Genomic DNA, 18,580 nt, shown 5'->3' on the forward strand with positions numbered 1-18,580 from the left:
GATCGACCCCGCCCCCGATCGACCCCGCGACGGCACCGCCCCATCGGACGGTGCCGTCGCTCGTCGTCGTCCGGCCGTATCGCGTTCCAGTCCCGGTGTCGCCGCGTCTTCGCTTCACGTCCAGGACTCTTCGCATTCGGGGATGGACTCGGCACCACCATTTCTATAACGTGTTCTACATGACGAAGCAGGAGTACGACATCGTTGTCGTCGGCAGCGGTGCCGGCGGAATGACCGCCGCCATCACCGCAGCCCGCAAGGGCGCCGACGTGGTCCTGATCGAGAAGGCGCCGCGCTACGGCGGATCGAGCGCCCGATCGGGCGGCGGTGTGTGGATCCCCAACAACGAGGCACTGAAGGCCGCCGGGGTGGACGACACCCCCGAAGAAGCCCGGAAGTACCTCCACAGCATCATCGGCGACGACGTGCCCGCCGAGAAGATCGACACCTACATCGATCGCGGACCGGAGATGCTCTCCTTCGTCCTGAAGAACAGCGCCCTCGAACTGCAATGGGTGCCGGGCTATTCCGACTACTACCCCGAGGCGCCCGGCGGACGTCCCGGTGGCCGTTCGGTCGAACCGACACCCTTCGACGGCCGCCGTCTCGGTGAGGATCTCGCCCTCCTCGAACCCGATTACGCGCGCGCTCCCAAGAACTTCGTCATCACCCAGGCCGACTACAAGTGGCTGAACCTGCTCATGCGGAACCCGCGCGGGCCGGTTCGCGCCATGCGGGTCGGCGCCCGGTTCGTCTGGGCGAACATCACCAAGAAGCACCTGCTCGTCCGAGGTCAGGCGCTCATGGCCGGGCTGCGGATCGGCCTGCGCGACGCCGGTGTGCCCCTGCTGCTGGAGACGGCGCTCACCGACCTCGTCGTCGAGGACGGCGTCGTGCGCGGCGTCGAGGTGGTCGCGAACGGTGAGAAGCGCGTCATCCGTGCCCGCAAGGGCGTGATCCTCGCGAGCGGCGGTTTCGAGCACAACGCCGAGATGCGGGCGCAGTACCAGCGTCAGCCGATCGGCACCGAGTGGACCGTGGGCGCAAAGGCGAACACCGGCGACGGCATCCGCGCCGGGCAGAAGCTCGGCGCCGCAGTCGATTTCATGGACGACGCCTGGTGGGGCCCGTCCTTCACGCTCACCGGAGGCTCGTGGTTCGCACTGTCGGAGCGCAGCCTCCCCGGGTGCCTCATGGTCAACGCGGCCGGCAAGCGTTTCGTCAACGAGTCGGCGCCCTACGTCGAGGCGACGCACGCGATGTACGGCGGCGAGCACGGACGCGGCGAGGGACCGGGCGAGAACATCCCCAGCTGGCTGATCCTCGACCAGCGTTACCGCGACCGCTACACCTTCGCCGGCATCACCCCCCGCACCCCCTTCCCCCGCCGGTGGCTCGAGGCCGGGGTGCTCGTCAAGGCCGCTTCCGTCGCCGAACTCGCCGAGAAGATCGGGGTACCGGCCGACGCCCTCACCGAGACGGTGCAGCGCTTCAACGGCTTCGCGCGTGCCGGCAAGGACGAGGACTTCGGCCGCGGCGAATCCCACTACGACCACTACTACGGGGATCCGCGCAACAAGCCGAATCCGAGCCTCGGCGTGGTCGACAAGGCCCCGTTCTACGCGTTCAAGGTGGTCCCGGGCGATCTCGGCACCAAGGGCGGGCTCGTCACCGACGTCCACGGCCGAGTGGTGCGCGAGGACGGCAGCGTGATCGACGGCCTGTACGCGGCCGGCAACGCCAGTGCCCCGGTCATGGGACACACCTACGCCGGGCCGGGCGCCACCATCGGGCCGGCGATGACCTTCGGTTATCTCGCGGCCCTCGACATCCTGGACCGCACGCGTGACGAACGCGCCGAGGAGCTGCGAGAATCCGCCGACACCGTGTGACCCGATCGACCCGCGTTCGAGCCGTAGATTCGAGCCGTAGAAAGGAAGCGCCTGTGCCCATCGATCCCTCGGTTGCCGTCGGAGCCGAGCTGCCCGCTCAGGAATTCGAGTGGAGCAGCACCGATGTCCAGCTCTACAACCTCGGCATCGGCGCCGGGTCCCATCCCACCGACGCGGGCGAACTGCGTTACCTGCGGGACAAGGACCCCCAGGTGCTCCCCACCTTCGCGACCGTCGCCGCGACCTTCCACCAGGTCGAGCCGCCGAAGGTCTCGTTCCCCGGGATCGAGATCGATCTCGCCAAGGTCGTCCACGGCAGCCAGGAGGTGACCGTGCACGCGCCCATCCCCGCTTCGGGCAAGGGCCGCACGATCACCCGCATCGCCGAGGTGTGGGACAAGGGCAAGGCCGCGGTCGTCGTGCAGGAATCGGTGACCGAGGATCTCGACGGCAATCCCCTGTGGACCGCACGGTCGTCGATCTTCGCCCGCGGCGAGGGCGGTTTCGGCGGCGAGCGTGGCCCGTCGGAGTCGGTGGAGTATCCCGATCGTGAGCCGGACGCCGAGTTCGATGTGCCGACCCTCCCGCAGCAGGCGCTGCTGTACCGACTGTGCGGCGACCGCAACCCCCTCCACTCCGATCCCGAGTTCGCATCCGCGGCGGGCTTCCCGGCACCGATCCTGCACGGGCTGTGCACCTACGGCATCGTGTGCAAGGCGGTGACCGACGGTCTTCTCGACGCCGACGCATCGCGCGTGAAGGGATTCCGCGCCCGGTTCGCCGGTGTGGTCTTCCCCGGCGAGACCCTCCGGGTGCGTGTGTGGAACGACGACGACCGCAAGCTCGTGACCGCCTCCGTCGTCGAACGCGATCTCGCCCCCGCCCTGGCCGACGTGGTACTCACCGTGGCGTGATCGCCACGCCCTCCCGAAAGAGCGACATTCGAACATGACACTTCGTGATTCGTCGCCGCGCCTGTCGCGGCGCGGCTTCCTCGCGGCCGGCGCCGGTGCGCTGGCGGTCTCCGCCCTCGGTGGATGGACCCCGGTGCACGCCGTCCCCTCCGGGTCCGCGGCCTCGACGCTCCCCACTCCCCCGGCGTTCCCCGGCGGCATCGATCTCTACCAGCAGGCGTACCAGAACTGGTCGAAGGAGATCATGCTGGACGCCATCTGGACCTGCGCGCCTCGCACCCCCGACGACGTGGTGCGCCTGGTGAACTGGGCACACGAGAACGGATACACCATCCGTCCGCGCGGGGCCATGCACGGCTGGACACCGCTGACGATCGTCAACGGTGCACCCGTCGACCGGGTGATCCTCGCCGACACCATGCTCCACCTCAACTGGGTCCAGGTGAACTCCGGCGGCTCCCCCGCGACCGTCACGGCAGGTCCCGGCGCGACGCTCGACGCCATCACCACGGCACTGCAGGACCACGGTCTCGGACTCGCGAATCTTCCTGCGCCCGGCGTCCTGTCGATCGCCGGAGCACTCGCCGTCAACGCGCACGGTGCCGCGCTGCCCGCGAACGGTGAATCCACCCTCCCCGGCCACACCTTCGGGTCGTTGAGCAACCTCGTGACCGAACTGACGGCCGTCGTGTGGGACGGCAGTGCCTACACGCTGCGTACCTTCACCCGCGCCGATCCCGAGATCACCCCGCTGCTCACGCATCTCGGCCGGACGTTCATCACGTCCGTCACGCTGCAGGCCGGACCGAACTACCGCATGCGCTGCCAGTCCTTCACCGATATCACCTGGCAGGAACTGTTCTCGCCCGCCGGCGCGCCGGGACGGACCTTCGAGTCGTTCGTCGATTCGGCGGGGCGGGCCGAGGCGATCTGGTATCCGTTCACGGAACGTCCGTGGATGAAGGTGTGGTCGCTCGCACCGGAGAAGCCGGCCGGCTCACGGGAGGTGACCGGCCCGTACAACTACCCGTTCTCCGACAACGTGCCCGAACCGATCACCGACCTGCTGGGGCAGATCACGGCCGGGAACACATCGATCGCACCGGCTTTCGGACAGACCTACTACGGCGTGACCGTGGCCGGTCTCGCGGCGACGGGAGCGTCCGACATCTGGGGCTGGTCGAAGGACCTGCAGTTCTACATCAAGGCGACCACGCTGCGCCTGACCGAGGGTGGCGGTGCGGTCCTCACGAACCGCGCCAACATCGCCAACGTCATCCACGACTTCGCGCACTGGTTCTCCGAACGCATCGAGCACTACCGCAGCCTGGGACAGTTCCCACTCAACGGTCCGGTCGAAATCCGTTGCTGCGGACTGGATCAGCCAGAGGACGTCCTCGTCCCGTCGGCCGGACCGCCGACGATCGCGTCGACCCGTCCGCGTCCCGACCACCCGGAATGGGACACCGCCATCTGGCTCAACGTTCTCGGTGTCCCGGGAACTCCCGGCATGTTCGCCTTCTACCGGGAGATGGAGCAGTGGATGCGGCAGCGGTACAACGGAAGCGACTCGACCTTCCGGCCGGAATGGTCGAAGGGCTGGGCGTTCGGTCCCGACCTGCCGTACACCGACGAGCAGATCCTGACGCAAGGCCTGCCCGACACCTACCGGGAAGGTGTTCCGTCGGACGAGAACTGGGATTCGGCTCGCGCGGTCTACAACCGTCTCGATCCGCATCGGGTGTTCAGCAACACCTTCATCGACACCCTGCTCCCCTGATCTCCCACGGGCGTCCTCGCTCACCACGGGCACAGCGCAGTCCTTTGCTAGGGTTCGCACCATGCGGAACATGCGAAGGTGGATCGGTGCTGCTGCTGTGCCCGTGCTGGTTCTCGCGGGAGGTGTGACACTCGCGGGAACCGCGGTGGCCCTTCCCGACACGGGTTCGGTCGCCGTGTCGAACGGCACCGACGCCCCGGTGACCTTCGAGGCCGACGGCACCACCTTCCACGGCAGCCTCCGCAACCCGGACGGAGCCGCGGTCGCCGCCGCACTGCTGCTCCCGGGCAGCGGCCCCACCGATCGCAACGGCAACCAGCCCGGCTTCGCGTCCGACACCCTGGTGCGCACCGCGGACGCACTCGCCGCCCACGGCATCGCGAGCCTGCGCTTCGACAAGATCGGGGCCGGTGAGACGGGTCTCGGGTCCTACACGGTCGAGACCATCGGCGAGTACGGCTTCACCGAGCAGGTCGACCACGCCGAGGCGGCGGTGCGTCTGCTCGCCGAACGCACCGGAGTCTCCCCCGAGGAGATCCTCGTCCTCGGACACAGCGAGGGTGCACTGACCGCCCTCGCACTCGCCGATCGCGGTATCGGAAGCGGCTTCGCACTTCTCGCTCCGCTGCCGATGCGCTACCTGGACCTGCTGACCGTCCAGCTGAATGCCGTGGTGGATTCCGGGCAGCTCGGCCCCGACGGCGAGGCGGTCCGGGCCGACCTGTCGCGTGCCGTCGAGTCGCTGCGGACGACCGGGGCCTTCCCCACCGATCTGCACCCGATCCTCGCGCAGTTCGGCATGAACCCCGCGAACGCGAAGTTCCTCTTCGAGTCCGACCAGCTCGACCCGGCCGTGCTTGCCGCGGAGCTGGCAGCCGACACCCCGGTGCTGCTCACCTGCTCCGACAAGGACCTGAACATCAGCTGTGCGCAGGTCGAGCCGCTGCGGGACGCCCTCGCCCACACCGACCTGCAGTTCGAGCACTTCACCACCGCGAACCACAGCTTCGAGGAGGTCGGCCCGTTGCAGCCCGGCCCGGCCGACCAGATGGCGCTGCTGCCCACCTCGTTCGAGTTCTCGGCGGCGATCGACGGCTGGGCGGCCGCACGCGGTCGCTGACTGTCGTGCTGTAGATGACTGTCGTGCTGCAGCTGATTGTCGTGGTGTAACTCGGGTATCCCGGGCGCATGACAGCACTACACGCCGTGGCCCTGAACTGCACGCTCAAGCCGTCCCCCGCCGAGTCCAGCACCGACAAGATGGTGGCGCACGTGTTCGACGCACTGTCGAAGCACGACGTCAGCGTCGAAACCGTCCGAGTCGTCGACTTCGACGTCAAGCCCGGTGTCGAAGCCGACATGGGCGACGGGGATCAGTGGCCGGAGATCGTCGAGCGCATCGTCTCGGCCGACATCCTGCTCGTCGCCACACCGACCTGGGTGGGACACATGTCGAGCGTCGCCCAACGTGTCCTCGAGCGGCTCGATGCCGAACTGTCGAACACCGATGACGAGAACCGTCCACGCATGGTGGGCAAGGTCGGGATCGCCGCAGTCGTCGGCAACGAGGACGGCGCGCACAAGATCGTCGCCGACCTGTTCCAGAGTCTCAACGACATCGGTTTCTCGATCCCCGCGCAGGGCTCGACCTACTGGAACGGCGAGGCGATGTCGGGCACCGACTTCAAGGATCTCGACGAGATCCCCGAAGCGGTGCGCTCGACCACCGAATCCGTCGCCCGCAACGCCGTGCACCTGGCGACACTGTTGCGTCAGCGCCAGTACGCGCCCTACCCGGGATGAACCCGCCCGCCGGCCGGACGCCGACCGTCAGCGGCTGACGGCCTTCTGGTACCTGCGGATCGCGAACGGCACGAACACGATCAGCATCAACGCTGTCCACATCAGCGACGCGAGGACCGGATTCTGCAGGGGCCACACGTCGGGCGGCGGCACCATGGGATTGGTGTTGCCGAACAGTTCGCGGACCGCCTGCGTGACCGCCGAGATGGGATTCCACTCGGCGATGACGCGCAGCACCGTCGGCATCGACGACGGGTCGACGAACGTGTTGGCGATGAACGACAGCGGGAAGATCACCATGAAACTCGCGTTGTTGAAGACCTCCGGTGTGCGGATCCACATGCCGATCACGGCCATCACCCACGACAGAGCGTAGGCGAACAGCAGCAGCAACAGGTAGCCGGCGAGCGCCTCGCCCAGCGAGGTGTTGATCCGCCACCCCACGAGGAGACCGGTCAACGACATCACCACGAGGCTGAGCACGTTGATCAGCACGTCGGTGCTGGTACGGCCGATGAGTACCGCGGACGGGGCCATCGGCAGCGATCGGAACCGGTCGATGATGCCCTTCTGCAGGTCTTCGACCATCCCGAGGCCCGTCCAGGTGGACCCGAAGATGACCGTCTGGGTGAAGATACCTGCGATGAGGAACTCCCGGTACGAGATGCCGGGGACGTCGATCGCACTGCCGAAGACGTAGGCGAACAACAGCACGAACATGATCGGCGACAACGTCGTGAAGACCAACAGATCCGGCACACGCTTGATCTTGATCATGTTGCGCTTGGCGATGGTCAGGCCGTCGGATGCGACCATCTCGAGTGTGTTCACGACACCGCCTCCTCGACCTTCTCGTCCGTCCCGCGACCGGTGAGCGTGAGGAACACGTCGTCGAGGGTCGGTTTCCGCAGAGCAACGTCGGAGACCCGGATGCCCGCGGCCGACAGCTTCCCCAGCGCCGCCACGAGCCCGTCGGTTCCGCCGCCCGAGTCGCCGCTGACCGGCACGGTGATACGACCGGTGCTGCGCTCGACCCTGATCTTCCCAGCCGCCACCGATTCGAGCTCACGGACCGCTCGGTCTCGCTGGTCGGCGTCGGTCACGGCGAGTTCGATACGTTCGCCACCGACGCGGCTCTTGAGCTCGTCGGCCGTGCCGCGGGCGATGACCGCGCCCCGATCGATCACGACGATGTCGTCGGCGAGGCGTTCGGCCTCGTCCATGTACTGCGTCGTCAGCAACAGCGTCGTGCCGCGCTGTACGAGGGTGTCGATGACGTCCCACAACCCGAGGCGCGCCCGCGGATCGAGACCCGTCGTGGGTTCGTCGAGGAACAACACCGGAGGATCGGCGACGAGCGCACCGGCGAGATCGAGGCGGCGTCGCATACCGCCCGAATAACCCTTCACCGGGCGATCACCCGCTTCCTCGAGGTCGAACTGTTCGAGGAGCTCGCGGGCGCGGAGGCGACTCCGTTTGACGCCGAGGTGGTACAGCCGGCCGACCATCTCGAGGTTCTCGAACCCCGTGAGATATTCGTCGACCGCCGCGTACTGCCCCGACGCCCCGATCCGGGAACGAAGCTCCCGCGCCTCGGTGAGGACGTCGTATCCCGCCACTTCGGCGCGACCGGCATCGGGGACGAGCAGTGTCGTCAGCACCCGCACCGTGGTGGTCTTACCGGCGCCGTTGGGACCGAGCAGCGCGGTGACCGTCCCCTCCGGCACCCGCAGATCGACCCCGTCGAGCGCTCTGACCTGCCCGTATGTCTTGATCAGTCCTTCTGCAACTATGGCGTCGGCCATGAGTTTCTCCCTGACTGTGGTGGTGAGCACAGTGTGCACGAAGAGACCGACACGGTTCGACAGGTTTTCTCATCGCTCCGTCAGGCGGATCGCTCAGCCCGTCACCCGGGCGGCGTTGCCGGCATCGATCGGCAACACGGTGCCGGAGATGTGTGCGGACGCCTCGTCGGCGAAGAACAGGACCGCACGGGTGATCTCGGCCGGGTCGAGCCACGGCACCGGTTGTGCGTGCAGGGAGGCGAACACCGGGGCCACATCGTCGGCGGTCGGCTCTTCGAGGTCGGGCCGCAACATCCCGTAGAGCGCGTCGTTGTGGATCATCGGCGTGGAGATGTTGCCCGGGGCGACGGCGTTGACGGTGATGCCGTTCTGCGCGAGGTCCAGGGCCGCGCTCTTCGTCAGGCCGATCACGCCCCATTTCGACGCCGCATATGCGGCCATGTTGGTGTTGCCCGCTCGGCCGAGCATCGACGACACCGTGACGATGCGACCGTAGTCACGCTCGATCATCCCGGGCGCGACCGCGGCGACGGTGTTGAACACCCCGGTGAGATTGGACGAGATCGCTTCGTCCCACATCTGTTGCGGCATCCGGTGCACCGGTGCCGCCACCGACACCCCGGCATTGGCGACCGCGATGTCGATCCGCCCGAGTTCGGCGTGAGCACGGGCAACCAGAGCGTCCATCGCCGGACGGTCGGCGGTGTCGAGTGTCGCCGAGACGACCCGGCGACCGGTCGCCTCGACGAGTCGCACAGTCTCCGCCAGGTCCTCCTCGGTCGCCAGCGGATATCCCACCACCGGTGAGTCGGAGCACCGGTCGCAGACGACCACGTCGGCCCCTGCTTCGGCGAATGCGACGGCGTGCGAGCGTCCTTGGCCTCGCGCCGCTCCCGTCACGAATGCGACCCTGCCCTCGAAACCCATCATGACGTCCTTCCGTCGGCGCGTGATCGCCTCCCTTGTACCGCGCCGGGAGAGAGGACAGGTGAGTAAGTCCCGGACAGCGGACGTGTCCGGGAACCAGACGAAGATCAGAGTCCGGTCCGGGCCTTCACTCGTCCCTGCTCGACGGCCTCGTGCAGCGCCTGCAGGTCGCGTTCGTTGCGGTCGGCGTAGGACACCGCGAACGACGAGAGCGCCTCGTCGAACTCCTCGTCGGTGCCGAGATAGGCAGCCAGCGCGATCCGGTCGCCGGCCCGGGCGTGGGCATAGGCGAGGACCCGGCCGCAGAGTCGGCCGTAGAGTTTCATGCCCTTGGGCACCATCTCCTCGATCACCGCCGAACCCTTGCCGTCGCGGAGTTGGCGTATGTAGAAGTCCCGGTTCACGCCGTCGGCTCCGGCACCCTGCTGCCAGCCGAGGAAGATGTCGCTCGCGGACTGCATCAGCCGCTGACCGTTGACGACGCGTTCGCCCTCGTTCCGGAAGGTCGGACCGTCGACGTAGTACGACAGCACCGACCGCTGGGCCTCCTTCGCCTGGAGGAACAACGGATCGTCGTCGTCCGCACCCCGCAGCAGGAGGATCCACGCCCGCGTGCCGACGCTGCCCACTCCGACGACCTTCCGCGCGGCCTGGACCAGTTCGAACTGTTCGAGGAGGACCCGGCGGTCCCACTGCAGCGTCGCCCGGTACGAGCGGACGCGGTCGTGCAGTTCGTCGTAGATCGCTTCGGCGTCGAGGTCGGCGAAGACCTCTTCGACGGGCACGACGAGCGGCGGGTCGCTGATGATCCGGCGACGGCCGTCGACGACGGTGGTGAGTTTTTCCAGGGCCTGGAGACTGTCGCGCCGTGAGGCCTTCTCGAGCGCTTTGCGGGTGCGCTTCTCCATCCGGCCGCTCAGCTTCTCGCCGAGCTCCGCCATCTCGGCGGTCGGGTCGAGATGCGCATAGCGCACCGCCATGTTCCCGAGTTGTGCCTGCCTGCACATGGTTTCGCGGTACTCCGCCGCACACGCGCGGGTGATCTTCCGGCATTCCTTCGCGGTGAACCCGTTGTCGCGACCGGCGATCTCGAGACTCGCGACCAGACGCTTGACGTCCCATTCGAACGGTCCCGGATAGGTCTCGTCGAAGTCGTTGACGTCGAAGGCCGTTCTGCGTTCGGGGGTCGCGAACAGACCGAAATTGCTCGCGTGGGCGTCGCCGCACAGTTGGGTGTGCAGACCGCTGTTCGGTGTGCGCGACAGATCGTCGGCCATCACCAGCGCGGCGCCGCGGAAGAACGCGAAGGCCGACGTCGCCATGCGGCCGTACCGAACCGGGACGAGCTGCGGAACGCGGGTCTGCGCCTGACTCTCGAGCAGGGCGATCGGATCCCGGGACGACTCCCCGAGCTCGGCCAGCGACTCGACGGGAGAGACCCTCCGAGCGGCGAGACCGTTCTGGACCCGCTGTTCGCGGGTCGGATGCACGACATGTCCGTCCGTGACCGACACGGGCCCTCCCACAGGGATCCCACAGGAATGTGAGCTCTCATCGTAGGCGGGCCCGCGCCGCCGTGGGAGGGAAACGGTGTCAGGACCGCGACAGCACCAGACCCGAGGTCGGAACCCCCGTTCCTGCCGTGACCAGGACGTGGTCGACATCGTCGACCTGGTTGACGGCCGTGCCGCGGATCTGCCGGACACCCTCGGCGATGCCGTTCATGCCGTGGATGTAGGCCTCGCCGAGCTGACCGCCGTGGGTGTTGATCGGCAATCTCCCGCCCACCTGGATGCCGTCGGCGACGAAGTCCTTGGCCTCTCCGCGTCCGCAGAATCCGAGTTCTTCGAGCTGCATGAGCACGTACGGGGTGAAGTGGTCGTAGAGCACGGCCGTGGCGATGTCCTGCGGCCCGATGCCTGCCTGCTCCCACAGTTGGTCGCCGACGATGCCCATCTCCGGCAGGCCTGTGAGCCCGTCCCGGTAGTAGCTGGTCATGATGTACTGGTCAGGTCCGCTCCCCTGCGCGGCGGCCGCGATGACCGCCGGGGTCTGCTTCAGGTCCTTCGCCCGCTCGGCACTGGTGACGACGATCGCGACGCCGCCGTCCGATTCCTGGCAGCAGTCGAGCAGGTGCAGTGGCTCGGCGATCCACCGCGAGTTCTGGTGGTCCTCGAGCGTGATCGGCTTGCCGTGGAAGAACGCCTTCGGGTTGGTCGCGGCGTGGGCCCGATCGGCGACCGCCACGGCGCCGAAGTCGGCGCTCGTCGCACCTGAGACGTGAATGTAACGTTGCGCGACCATCGCGACGAACGAGGCCGGCGTGCTCAGCCCGTGCGGGTAGGAGAACGCATTGTCGGTTCCCGACGAATTCACCTGCGCGGCAAGGGCAGTGTTGACCTGTCCGTACCGCGCGCCGGACCGCTCGTTGAACGCCCGGTACGCGACCACCACGTCGGCCACGCCGGTCGCGACGGCCATCGCCGCCTGCTGCACCGTCGCGCACGCCGCACCGCCGCCGTAGTGGATGCGGGAGAAGAACTTCAGGCGCGGGATGCCCACCGAACGGGCCACGGCCACTTCGGTGTTGGTGTCCATCGTGAACGAGACGAGGCCGTCGACGTCGGCCGGGGTCAGTCCCGCGTCGTCGAGGGCGGCGCGCACCGCTTCGGCCGCGAGGCGGAGTTCGCTGCGGCCGGAGTCCTTCGAGAAGTCGGTCGCGCCGATCCCGACGATCGCCGCTGCACCCGACAGGCCGCTCATGCGGTGCCTCCGATCACGAAAGTGGCTGTGGCCGTGATGTGTTTGCCCAGGCTGTTGGTGCCGGCGATGTCGACGGTGACCAGTCCGTCCTCGACGGACGCAACGGTGCCCGAGAGGGTCAGGGTGTCGTAGGCGTACCAGGGCACACCCAGCCTCAGCGAGATCGACTTCACCACCGCGCGGGGGCCGGCCCAGTCGGTGACGTAGCGCTGCACGAGGCCGGTGTCGGTGAGGATGTTGACGAAGATGTCCTTCGATCCGCGCTGCTGCGCCTTGTCGCGGTCGTGGTGCACGTCCTGGAAGTCGCGTGTGGCCAGGGCCGTCGACACGATGAAGGTGGGATCGGCGTGGATCTCGAGGGAAGGCAGGCTCTCGCCCGTCGTGACGGTCGGGGTGCTCACACGTCCTCCTCGATCGGCTTCCAGGCGTACAGCGTCCACGGCTGCCCGCCGGTCTCGTCGTCGCCGGGGAAATCGAGGAAGGTGACCTCGACCGGCATCCCGATACGTACCTGCCCAGGATCGACGTCGCGGAGTTCACCGAGCATCCGGACACCCTCGTCGAGTTCGACGAGTGCGACGACGAAGGGCACCTGCCGCCCCGGCACCCTGGGCGCGTGGTGGACGACGAAACTGAACACCGTTCCGCGACCGGAGGACACGACGTAGTCGGTGGTCTCCGTCTTGTCGAGCCAGAGCGCCGGGACGGGTGGGTGCTGCAGAGTGCCGTCGGGGCGTCGCTGGATGCGCAGCTCGTGGGCGGCCACGCCGTCCCAGAAGAACTGCGTGTCGTGGGAGACGGACGGGCGCAGCATCCGCGTGGGGTCGAGATCGTCTGGAACCGCGGGTGCGGGCCGGTCCTGCGGTGTCTCCGCGTTCTCGTCCTTCGACGGCGGTGCGAACTTGAGGATGCGGAAGAGCATCTCGGCGACGACCTCGTCGCCGACCTTCCACAGGTTGCGGGTGGTGAAGAACCAGCCTTCCCCGAGTCCGGTCCGCTTCGGGCCGACGACGTCCTCGAGGGTGGACTCGATCGTCACCTGTTCGCCGTGGCGCAGGTAGCGGTGGTAGATCTGGTCGCAGTTGGTGGCGACCACCGAGGTGTAGCCGGCGTCGTCGAGGATCTGCGTCATCCGGCCGAGCGGGTCGTCCTTCTCGCGTTCGGCGCCGAGGCCGCGCATCGTCCACACCTGCGCCATCGCGGGCGGGGCCACGAGACCACCGTGACCGGCGGTGATCGCCGCGGTCTCGTCGGTGTAGATCGGGTTGTCGTCGCCGATCGCCTCGAGCCAGTTGCGGATCATCGGCATGTTCACCGGATCGCGGCCGGGCCGCGGCGCGGACGGGCCGTCGCCGCGGACCTTCTCGGCCGCCTGCAGGATCTCCTCGGGGGTCCTCCCCGGAACGTCTCGTATCACCGAATTCTTCTGTATCACCGAATTCTCCTGTGTCAACGCGGGACCCGCGGCATGCCCAGACCGGCGGTGGCGATCAGTTCGCGCATCACCTCGTTGACGCCACCACCGAAGGTGATGACGACATTGCGTTTGGCCATCATGTCGAGCCAGCGGAGCAGATCGGCGGTGTCGTCGGCGGCCGGATCGCCGAAGGCGCCGACGATCTCCTCGGCGAGGCGACCGACGCGCTGGATCCGTTCGGTGGCGAACACCTTGGTCGCCGAGGCATCTGCGATGTCGACGGCGTCGTTGCTGCTCGCCGCGACCTGCCAGTTGAGCAGTTCGTTGAGCCGCCAGGTCGCGTGGATCTCGCCGAGTGCGCGTCGCACCTCGGGGCGGTCCTGGAGTTCGTGGGCGCGGACCCACTCGACGAGCCGGTCGTAGATGCCGGCGACGCGACCGGCCGGGCCGAGCATGACGCGTTCGTGGTTGAGCTGGGTGGTGATGAGCTTCCAGCCCTTGTTCTCCTCGCCGACGAGCATCTCGACGGGAACGCGCACGTCGCTGTAGTAGGTGGCGTTGACGTGGTGGGCGCCGTCGCACGTGATGATCGGGGTCCAGCTGAAGCCGGGATCCTTGGTGTCGACGATGAGGACGGAGATGCCGCGGTGACGCGAGTCGGCGGGGCCGGTGCGGACGGCGAGCCAGATGTAGTCGGCGTCGTGCCCACCGGTCGTGAAGATCTTCTGCCCGTTGACGATGTAGTGGTCGCCGTCCCGGACCGCGGTGGTGCGCAGGGCCGCGAGGTCGGTACCGGCCTCGGGTTCGGAGTAGCCGATCGCGAAGTGCACCTCGCCGGCGAGGATGGCGGGCAGGAACTTCCGCTTCTGCTCGTCGGTGCCGTAGACCTGCAGGGTCGGGCCGACGGTCTGCAGGGTGACGCTCGGCAGCGGGACGTCGGCGCGGACGGCCTCGTTCGCGAAGATCTGCTGCTCCACGTCGCCGAAGCCGCGGCCGCCGAACTCGACGGGCCAGCCGACGCCGAGCCAGCCGTCCTTGCCCATGCGACGCACGACCTCGCGGTAGGTGGGGCCGTGCCGCTCCGTGCGCATGATCGCGGCCTCCTCGGGTGAGACGAGGCTGCTGAAGTAGCGCCGCAGTTCGGCCTGCAGTGCGCGCTGGTCGTCGGTCAGATCGATGAACACCGGGCCCCCACGAGGTCGAGTCGGTACGAGGCGCCGCCGAGCAACCGGGCGAGGTCCTTGGCGGTCGACGAGTACTTGTGCAGCGGATAGGTCTCGTCCACACCCACGCCGCCGTGCAGGTGGTGCAGCACCCGCATGGCCGGCGGCAGTTCGGCGGCGATCCAGTAGGCGGTGACGTCGAGATCGTCCGCGGCGTCGAGACCTTCGGCCAGACGCCAGACCGACGACAGCGCCGCGACGTGCAGGGTGCGGGCGGTGACGTACACGTCGGCGATCTGCTGTGCGACGGCCTGGAAGGTCGCGAGCGGCTTACCGAACTGGTGTCGTTCGCTGACGTGCTTCGCCGTGAGTTCGGTTGCTCCGGAGAGCAGTCCGTCGGCGAAGGCCGCCACAGCGGCGAGCGCGATCCGGTGGAGCGTCGCCACGGCGTCGGTTCCGGATCCGGCGAGCAGGACTCCTACGGCGCCGTCGGCGCGCACCGAGAACTCGGGAGAGCCGGTCGAGGTGGGACTCGGACGCAGGGTCACACCCGCGGCATCGGGAGCCACCGCGACCACGCCCGCGTCGGTGGGCAGCAGCACGATGCGTGCCCGGTCGGCGTAGGGCACGGCGACGAACGAACCGGTGACCGCGTGGCCCCCGTCGGTGGCGACCGCCGTGGCGGCCGGTTGCTCCGGGAAGGCGCGCCCCGGTTCGCCGAGTGCGGCCGTGAGCACGGCTCCTTCGGCGACACCGGCGAGCAGGTCGTCCTGCTGCTGTTCGGAGGCGAGCGCAAGGATCGGCAGGACGCCCAGGCCGAGGGTGGCCAGCGCCGGGGTCTGCGCGGCTCCGCGTCCGATCTCGGTGAGTACGGTGGCGACTTCGCCGAGTCCGAGGCCCGATCCGCCGAGACGCTCCGGCAGGGCGAGCGAGAGCAGGTCGGCGTCGGCCAGCGCGGCCCACAACGCGTCGTCGGTGAGGCCGCGTTTCAGGAGACCGGCCGCCACACCGGCGATCTCCTCCTGTGTCTCGTCACGTGCGAAGTCCACCGTCACCCACCTTCGAATAGAACGTGTTCTAGTTGTAGCACTCCCGGGCGCCCCGCGGAAGGACCGCTCAGCCGCGCGGCAGGCCCAGGAGCCGCTCGGCCGCCACGGTGAGCAGGATCTGCTCGGTTCCCCCGGCGATCGTCAGGCACCGGGTGTTGAGGAACTCCCGGGTGAGCGGACCTTCCACCCAGCCGGCCTCGCCCGCGAGATCCATGGCGAGCTCGGCGGTGTCCTGCCGCTGCCGCACACCGATGAGCTTGCGAACGCTGGACGCGGCGCCCGGATCCTGACCTTCGAGCTGCGCGAGGGTCGCCCGCAGATCCAGGAGCGAACCGACCGTCGCCTCCCCGATCTGCGTCGCGATGCGGTCCTCGGCGACGGGATCGCCGGGGGTCGACAGTTCGAGCAGTTCCTCGATGCGCGGCCCCAGCGACGACTTGCCGCCCATGGCGACGCGCTCGTTGGCGAGGGTCGTGCGGGCCAGCTTCCAGCCGTCGCCGAGATTGCCGACCACACAGTCGTCCGGCACGAAGACCGAGTCGAGGAAGACCTCGTTGAACAACGCGTCGCCGGTGATCTCGCGCAACGGCGAGATCGTGATGCCCGCCGACTTCATGTCGACGAGGAAATAGGTGATGCCCTTGTGCTTGGGGACGTCGCGGTCGGTGCGGGCCAGGCAGATCGCCCAGTCCGCCTGCTGCGCGAGCGAGGTCCACACCTTCTGTCCGCGCAACACCCATCCGCCGTCGACCTTCTCGGCACTCGTGCGCAGCGCCGCGAGGTCCGAGCCGGCACCTGGTTCGGAGAACAACTGGCACCACACCACGTCGCCGCGCAGGGTGGGCATGACGAAACGCTCGATCTGTTCGGGTGTTCCGTGTTCGAGGACCGTCGGAACCGCCCACCAGCCGATCACGAGGTCGGGACGTTCGATACCGGCGGCGGTGAGCTCCTCCTGGACGACGAGCTGTTCGGCGGCGCCGGCTCCGCGACCGTAGGGCGGCGGCCAGTGCGGCGCGAGCAGACCCGACTCGGCGAGGGCGACACGGCGCTCGGATTCGGGTGCGGCCGTGATCTTCTCGACCTCCGCGCGGATCCGTGCGCGTTCCTCCTCGTGATCGGACAGGTCGATACCGAGGTGACGGCGCGCGCCGTCGCGGACGAGGGTTGTCAGCCGCGATCGCCACGTGGTGGAACCGCCGAGCACCTGGCGGGTCGCGACCGCGCGGCGAAGATAGAAGTGCGCGTCGTGTTCCCACGTGAACCCGATGCCGCCGAGCACCTGGATCGCGTCCTTGGCGGTCTGCACCGCAGCGTCGAGTGCGACCGCCGCGGCGGCAGCCGCCGCGATCGGCAGTTCGTCGGGCTGCGCGTCGACGGTGACCGCGGCGTCCCACGCCACGGCCCGGATCTTCTCGGTGCGGCAGAGCATTTCGGCACAGATGTGCTTGACGGCCTGGAACGAACCGATCGGTTTCCCGAACTGCTCGCGGATCTTCGCGTACTCGACGGCGGTGGTCAGCGCCCAACCGGCGAGACCGGCCAGTTCCGCGGCGGCGAGACCGGCGGTGAGGTCGCGCACGAAGCCGGCCGGGACGGTCGCGATCCGGTCGGCCGGGACCGTCGCGCCGTCGAGGCGGACGCGGGCCACCGCGCGGGAAGCGTCGATGGTCTCGAGCGGCTCGATGTGCAGACCCGGAGCGTCGGGTTCGACGAGCGCCCAGCGCTCCACGGCCGAATCACCTTCGAGACGCACGAGCACGGCGATCCCGGCTTCGGCACCCACGGCAGGTCCGGCCTCACCGCGCAGCACGACGCCGTCGCCCGCCGCCTCCGCGGTCACGGTCGAATCGAGCGCGAGCGCGGTGGGGACCTCCCCCTCGGCGATCCGCTCCGTCGTCTTGGCGACGGTCTCACCGGCACGGCCGAACACGAGGGCCGCCACGGCGGTCGTCAGGACCGGGCCCGGCGCGAGTTCGTGAGCGGCCTGCTCGAGCATCACGGCCAGATCCACAGCGGTCGCGCCGAGGCCACCCGCCTCCTCCGGGACGGCGACGCCGAAGATTCCGAGTTCTGCGAGGGAGGACCAGCCGTCACGCCACGTCGCGTCGCCTGTGCGACGTATCGTCGACATGGGGTCTACGGCACGTGACCAGGCCTGGACAGACGCCTGGACGGCCCGCTGCTCCTCGGTCGTGGCGATACTCACAGCGGTTTCCGCCCTTCCGAATGACATCATTGCTAGAACGTGTTCTAATATGACACCGATTCAGAGTCAAGGCGTGAGGAAACGAATCTATGGCCACCCCGTCCCGCTCCCGTGCCAACGGACACGGAACTCTGACCGCCCTCACCGAGGACGATCTCAGTTCCAATGCCCAGAAGGAACGGCGCAAGCGGATTCTCGACGCCACCCTGGCGCTCGCGTCGAAGGGTGGTTACGAGGCCGTGCAGATGCGGGCGGTGGCAGAACGCGCGGACGTCGCGGTCGGCACCCTCTACCGGTACTTCCCGTCCAAGGTCCACCTGCTGGTCTCCGCCCTCGGCCGTGAATTCGCCCGCATCGAGGGCAAGGGCCGGATCCCCCCGGGCCACAGCCCGCTCGAGCGCATGCACCTCATCCTGAGTCTGATCACCAAGGCCATGCAGCGCGATCCCCTGCTCACCGAGGCCATGACGCGGGCGTTCATGTTCGCCGACGCCTCCGCCGCCGCCGAGGTCGACCAGGTGGGCATCCTCATGGACCGCTTGTTCGCGCGAGCCATGAACGACGGCGAACCCACCGAGGAAGAACTCGCCATCGCACGCGTCATCAGCGACGTATGGCTGTCGAATCTCGTCGCGTGGCTCACGCGACGTTCGTCGGCCACCGATGTCGCCCGCCGGCTCGAACTGACCGTCGATCTGCTGCTCGGCGACGGGTCCCGCGTACCGAAGACGGTCGCCTCGGAAGCATGACGGCGCTCGCGCCTGAAGCATGACGGCGCTCGCGCCGGAAGCCCGACGTCCGATCCGCCGCTTTCTGTAACCGGAAACACGTGGTCGGAATGCGCACCGGGTCGGATTC

General features: G+C 68.3%; 16 protein-coding genes. 6 read left to right on the plus strand and 10 right to left on the minus strand.

Features of this window, described 5'->3' with window-relative positions; all coding sequences use genetic code 11:
• The first annotated feature begins 179 nt into the window (after positions 1 to 179).
• The 5 genes from kstD to B9C99_RS19585 all read left to right on the plus strand — a co-directional run bounded on the left by kstD (position 180) and on the right by B9C99_RS19585 (position 6,389).
• Positions 180 to 1,892: a 3-oxosteroid 1-dehydrogenase gene (gene kstD, locus B9C99_RS19565; RefSeq protein ID WP_172415015.1), complete on the plus strand. Its 1,713-nt coding sequence runs from the start codon at positions 180 to 182 to the stop codon at positions 1,890 to 1,892.
• A gap of 53 nt (positions 1,893 to 1,945) precedes the next feature.
• Positions 1,946 to 2,806, plus strand: a complete 861-nt coding sequence (locus tag B9C99_RS19570; RefSeq protein ID WP_088899028.1) for a MaoC/PaaZ C-terminal domain-containing protein — start codon at positions 1,946 to 1,948, stop codon at positions 2,804 to 2,806.
• A 34-nt stretch (positions 2,807 to 2,840) separates the two neighbouring features.
• Positions 2,841 to 4,586, plus strand: coding sequence for a cholesterol oxidase substrate-binding domain-containing protein (locus B9C99_RS19575; RefSeq protein WP_088899029.1), 1,746 nt, complete (start codon positions 2,841 to 2,843; stop codon positions 4,584 to 4,586).
• Positions 4,587 to 4,656: 70 nt separating this feature from the next.
• Positions 4,657 to 5,706 (plus strand): S9 family peptidase, encoded by a 1,050-nt coding sequence (locus B9C99_RS19580; RefSeq protein ID WP_253250141.1) that lies wholly within the window; start codon positions 4,657 to 4,659, stop codon positions 5,704 to 5,706.
• Between the two features lie 68 nt (positions 5,707 to 5,774).
• The gene (locus tag B9C99_RS19585) at positions 5,775 to 6,389 is read left to right on the plus strand and encodes a flavodoxin family protein (RefSeq protein WP_019290163.1); all 615 of its coding nucleotides are present in this window, start codon (positions 5,775 to 5,777) and stop codon (positions 6,387 to 6,389) included.
• A 27-nt stretch (positions 6,390 to 6,416) separates the two neighbouring features.
• On the opposite strand, the gene B9C99_RS19590 is transcribed toward B9C99_RS19585, so the two are convergent.
• The 10 genes from B9C99_RS19590 to B9C99_RS19635 all read right to left on the minus strand — a co-directional run bounded on the left by B9C99_RS19590 (position 6,417) and on the right by B9C99_RS19635 (position 17,722).
• Positions 6,417 to 7,205, minus strand: coding sequence for an ABC transporter permease (locus B9C99_RS19590; RefSeq protein ID WP_172415019.1), 789 nt, complete (start codon positions 7,203 to 7,205; stop codon positions 6,417 to 6,419).
• 11 nt (positions 7,206 to 7,216) lie between these two features.
• Complete coding sequence (locus B9C99_RS19595) at positions 7,217 to 8,194, minus strand: ATP-binding cassette domain-containing protein (protein WP_088899072.1); 978 nt, start codon at positions 8,192 to 8,194, stop codon at positions 7,217 to 7,219.
• Positions 8,195 to 8,287: 93 nt separating this feature from the next.
• Positions 8,288 to 9,124 (minus strand): mycofactocin-coupled SDR family oxidoreductase, encoded by an 837-nt coding sequence (locus tag B9C99_RS19600; protein WP_172415016.1) that lies wholly within the window; start codon positions 9,122 to 9,124, stop codon positions 8,288 to 8,290.
• 104 nt (positions 9,125 to 9,228) lie between these two features.
• Complete coding sequence (locus tag B9C99_RS19605; RefSeq protein ID WP_088899073.1) at positions 9,229 to 10,635, minus strand: DUF2252 domain-containing protein; 1,407 nt, start codon at positions 10,633 to 10,635, stop codon at positions 9,229 to 9,231.
• A gap of 79 nt (positions 10,636 to 10,714) precedes the next feature.
• Complete coding sequence (locus B9C99_RS19610) at positions 10,715 to 11,884, minus strand: lipid-transfer protein (protein WP_088899033.1); 1,170 nt, start codon at positions 11,882 to 11,884, stop codon at positions 10,715 to 10,717.
• Positions 11,881 to 12,285 carry a MaoC family dehydratase gene (locus B9C99_RS19615; RefSeq protein ID WP_016693321.1) on the minus strand — a complete coding sequence of 135 codons (405 nt, stop codon included), beginning with the start codon at positions 12,283 to 12,285 and terminating at the stop codon, positions 11,881 to 11,883. The genes B9C99_RS19610 and B9C99_RS19615 overlap by 4 nt, the downstream gene beginning before the upstream one ends.
• The gene (locus tag B9C99_RS19620; RefSeq protein ID WP_088899074.1) at positions 12,282 to 13,301 is read right to left on the minus strand and encodes a bifunctional MaoC family dehydratase N-terminal/OB-fold nucleic acid binding domain-containing protein; all 1,020 of its coding nucleotides are present in this window, start codon (positions 13,299 to 13,301) and stop codon (positions 12,282 to 12,284) included. The genes B9C99_RS19615 and B9C99_RS19620 overlap by 4 nt, the downstream gene beginning before the upstream one ends.
• 32 nt (positions 13,302 to 13,333) lie before the next feature.
• Positions 13,334 to 14,485 carry an acyl-CoA dehydrogenase family protein gene (locus tag B9C99_RS19625; RefSeq protein WP_088899034.1) on the minus strand — a complete coding sequence of 384 codons (1,152 nt, stop codon included), beginning with the start codon at positions 14,483 to 14,485 and terminating at the stop codon, positions 13,334 to 13,336.
• Complete coding sequence (locus tag B9C99_RS19630) at positions 14,470 to 15,513, minus strand: acyl-CoA dehydrogenase family protein (RefSeq protein WP_016693324.1); 1,044 nt, start codon at positions 15,511 to 15,513, stop codon at positions 14,470 to 14,472. The genes B9C99_RS19625 and B9C99_RS19630 overlap by 16 nt, the downstream gene beginning before the upstream one ends.
• A gap of 67 nt (positions 15,514 to 15,580) precedes the next feature.
• Positions 15,581 to 17,722 carry an acyl-CoA dehydrogenase gene (locus B9C99_RS19635; RefSeq protein WP_016693325.1) on the minus strand — a complete coding sequence of 714 codons (2,142 nt, stop codon included), beginning with the start codon at positions 17,720 to 17,722 and terminating at the stop codon, positions 15,581 to 15,583.
• An 89-nt stretch (positions 17,723 to 17,811) separates the two neighbouring features.
• Here B9C99_RS19635 and kstR point away from each other — a divergent pair, with 89 nt between their 5' ends.
• Complete coding sequence (gene kstR, locus B9C99_RS19640) at positions 17,812 to 18,471, plus strand: cholesterol catabolism transcriptional regulator KstR (RefSeq protein ID WP_016693326.1); 660 nt, start codon at positions 17,812 to 17,814, stop codon at positions 18,469 to 18,471.
• The last annotated feature ends 109 nt before the right edge of the window (positions 18,472 to 18,580 follow it).

The sequence above is a fragment of the Rhodococcus sp. BUPNP1 genome (assembly GCF_002215235.1).
GTDB lineage: Bacteria > Actinomycetota > Actinomycetes > Mycobacteriales > Mycobacteriaceae > Rhodococcus.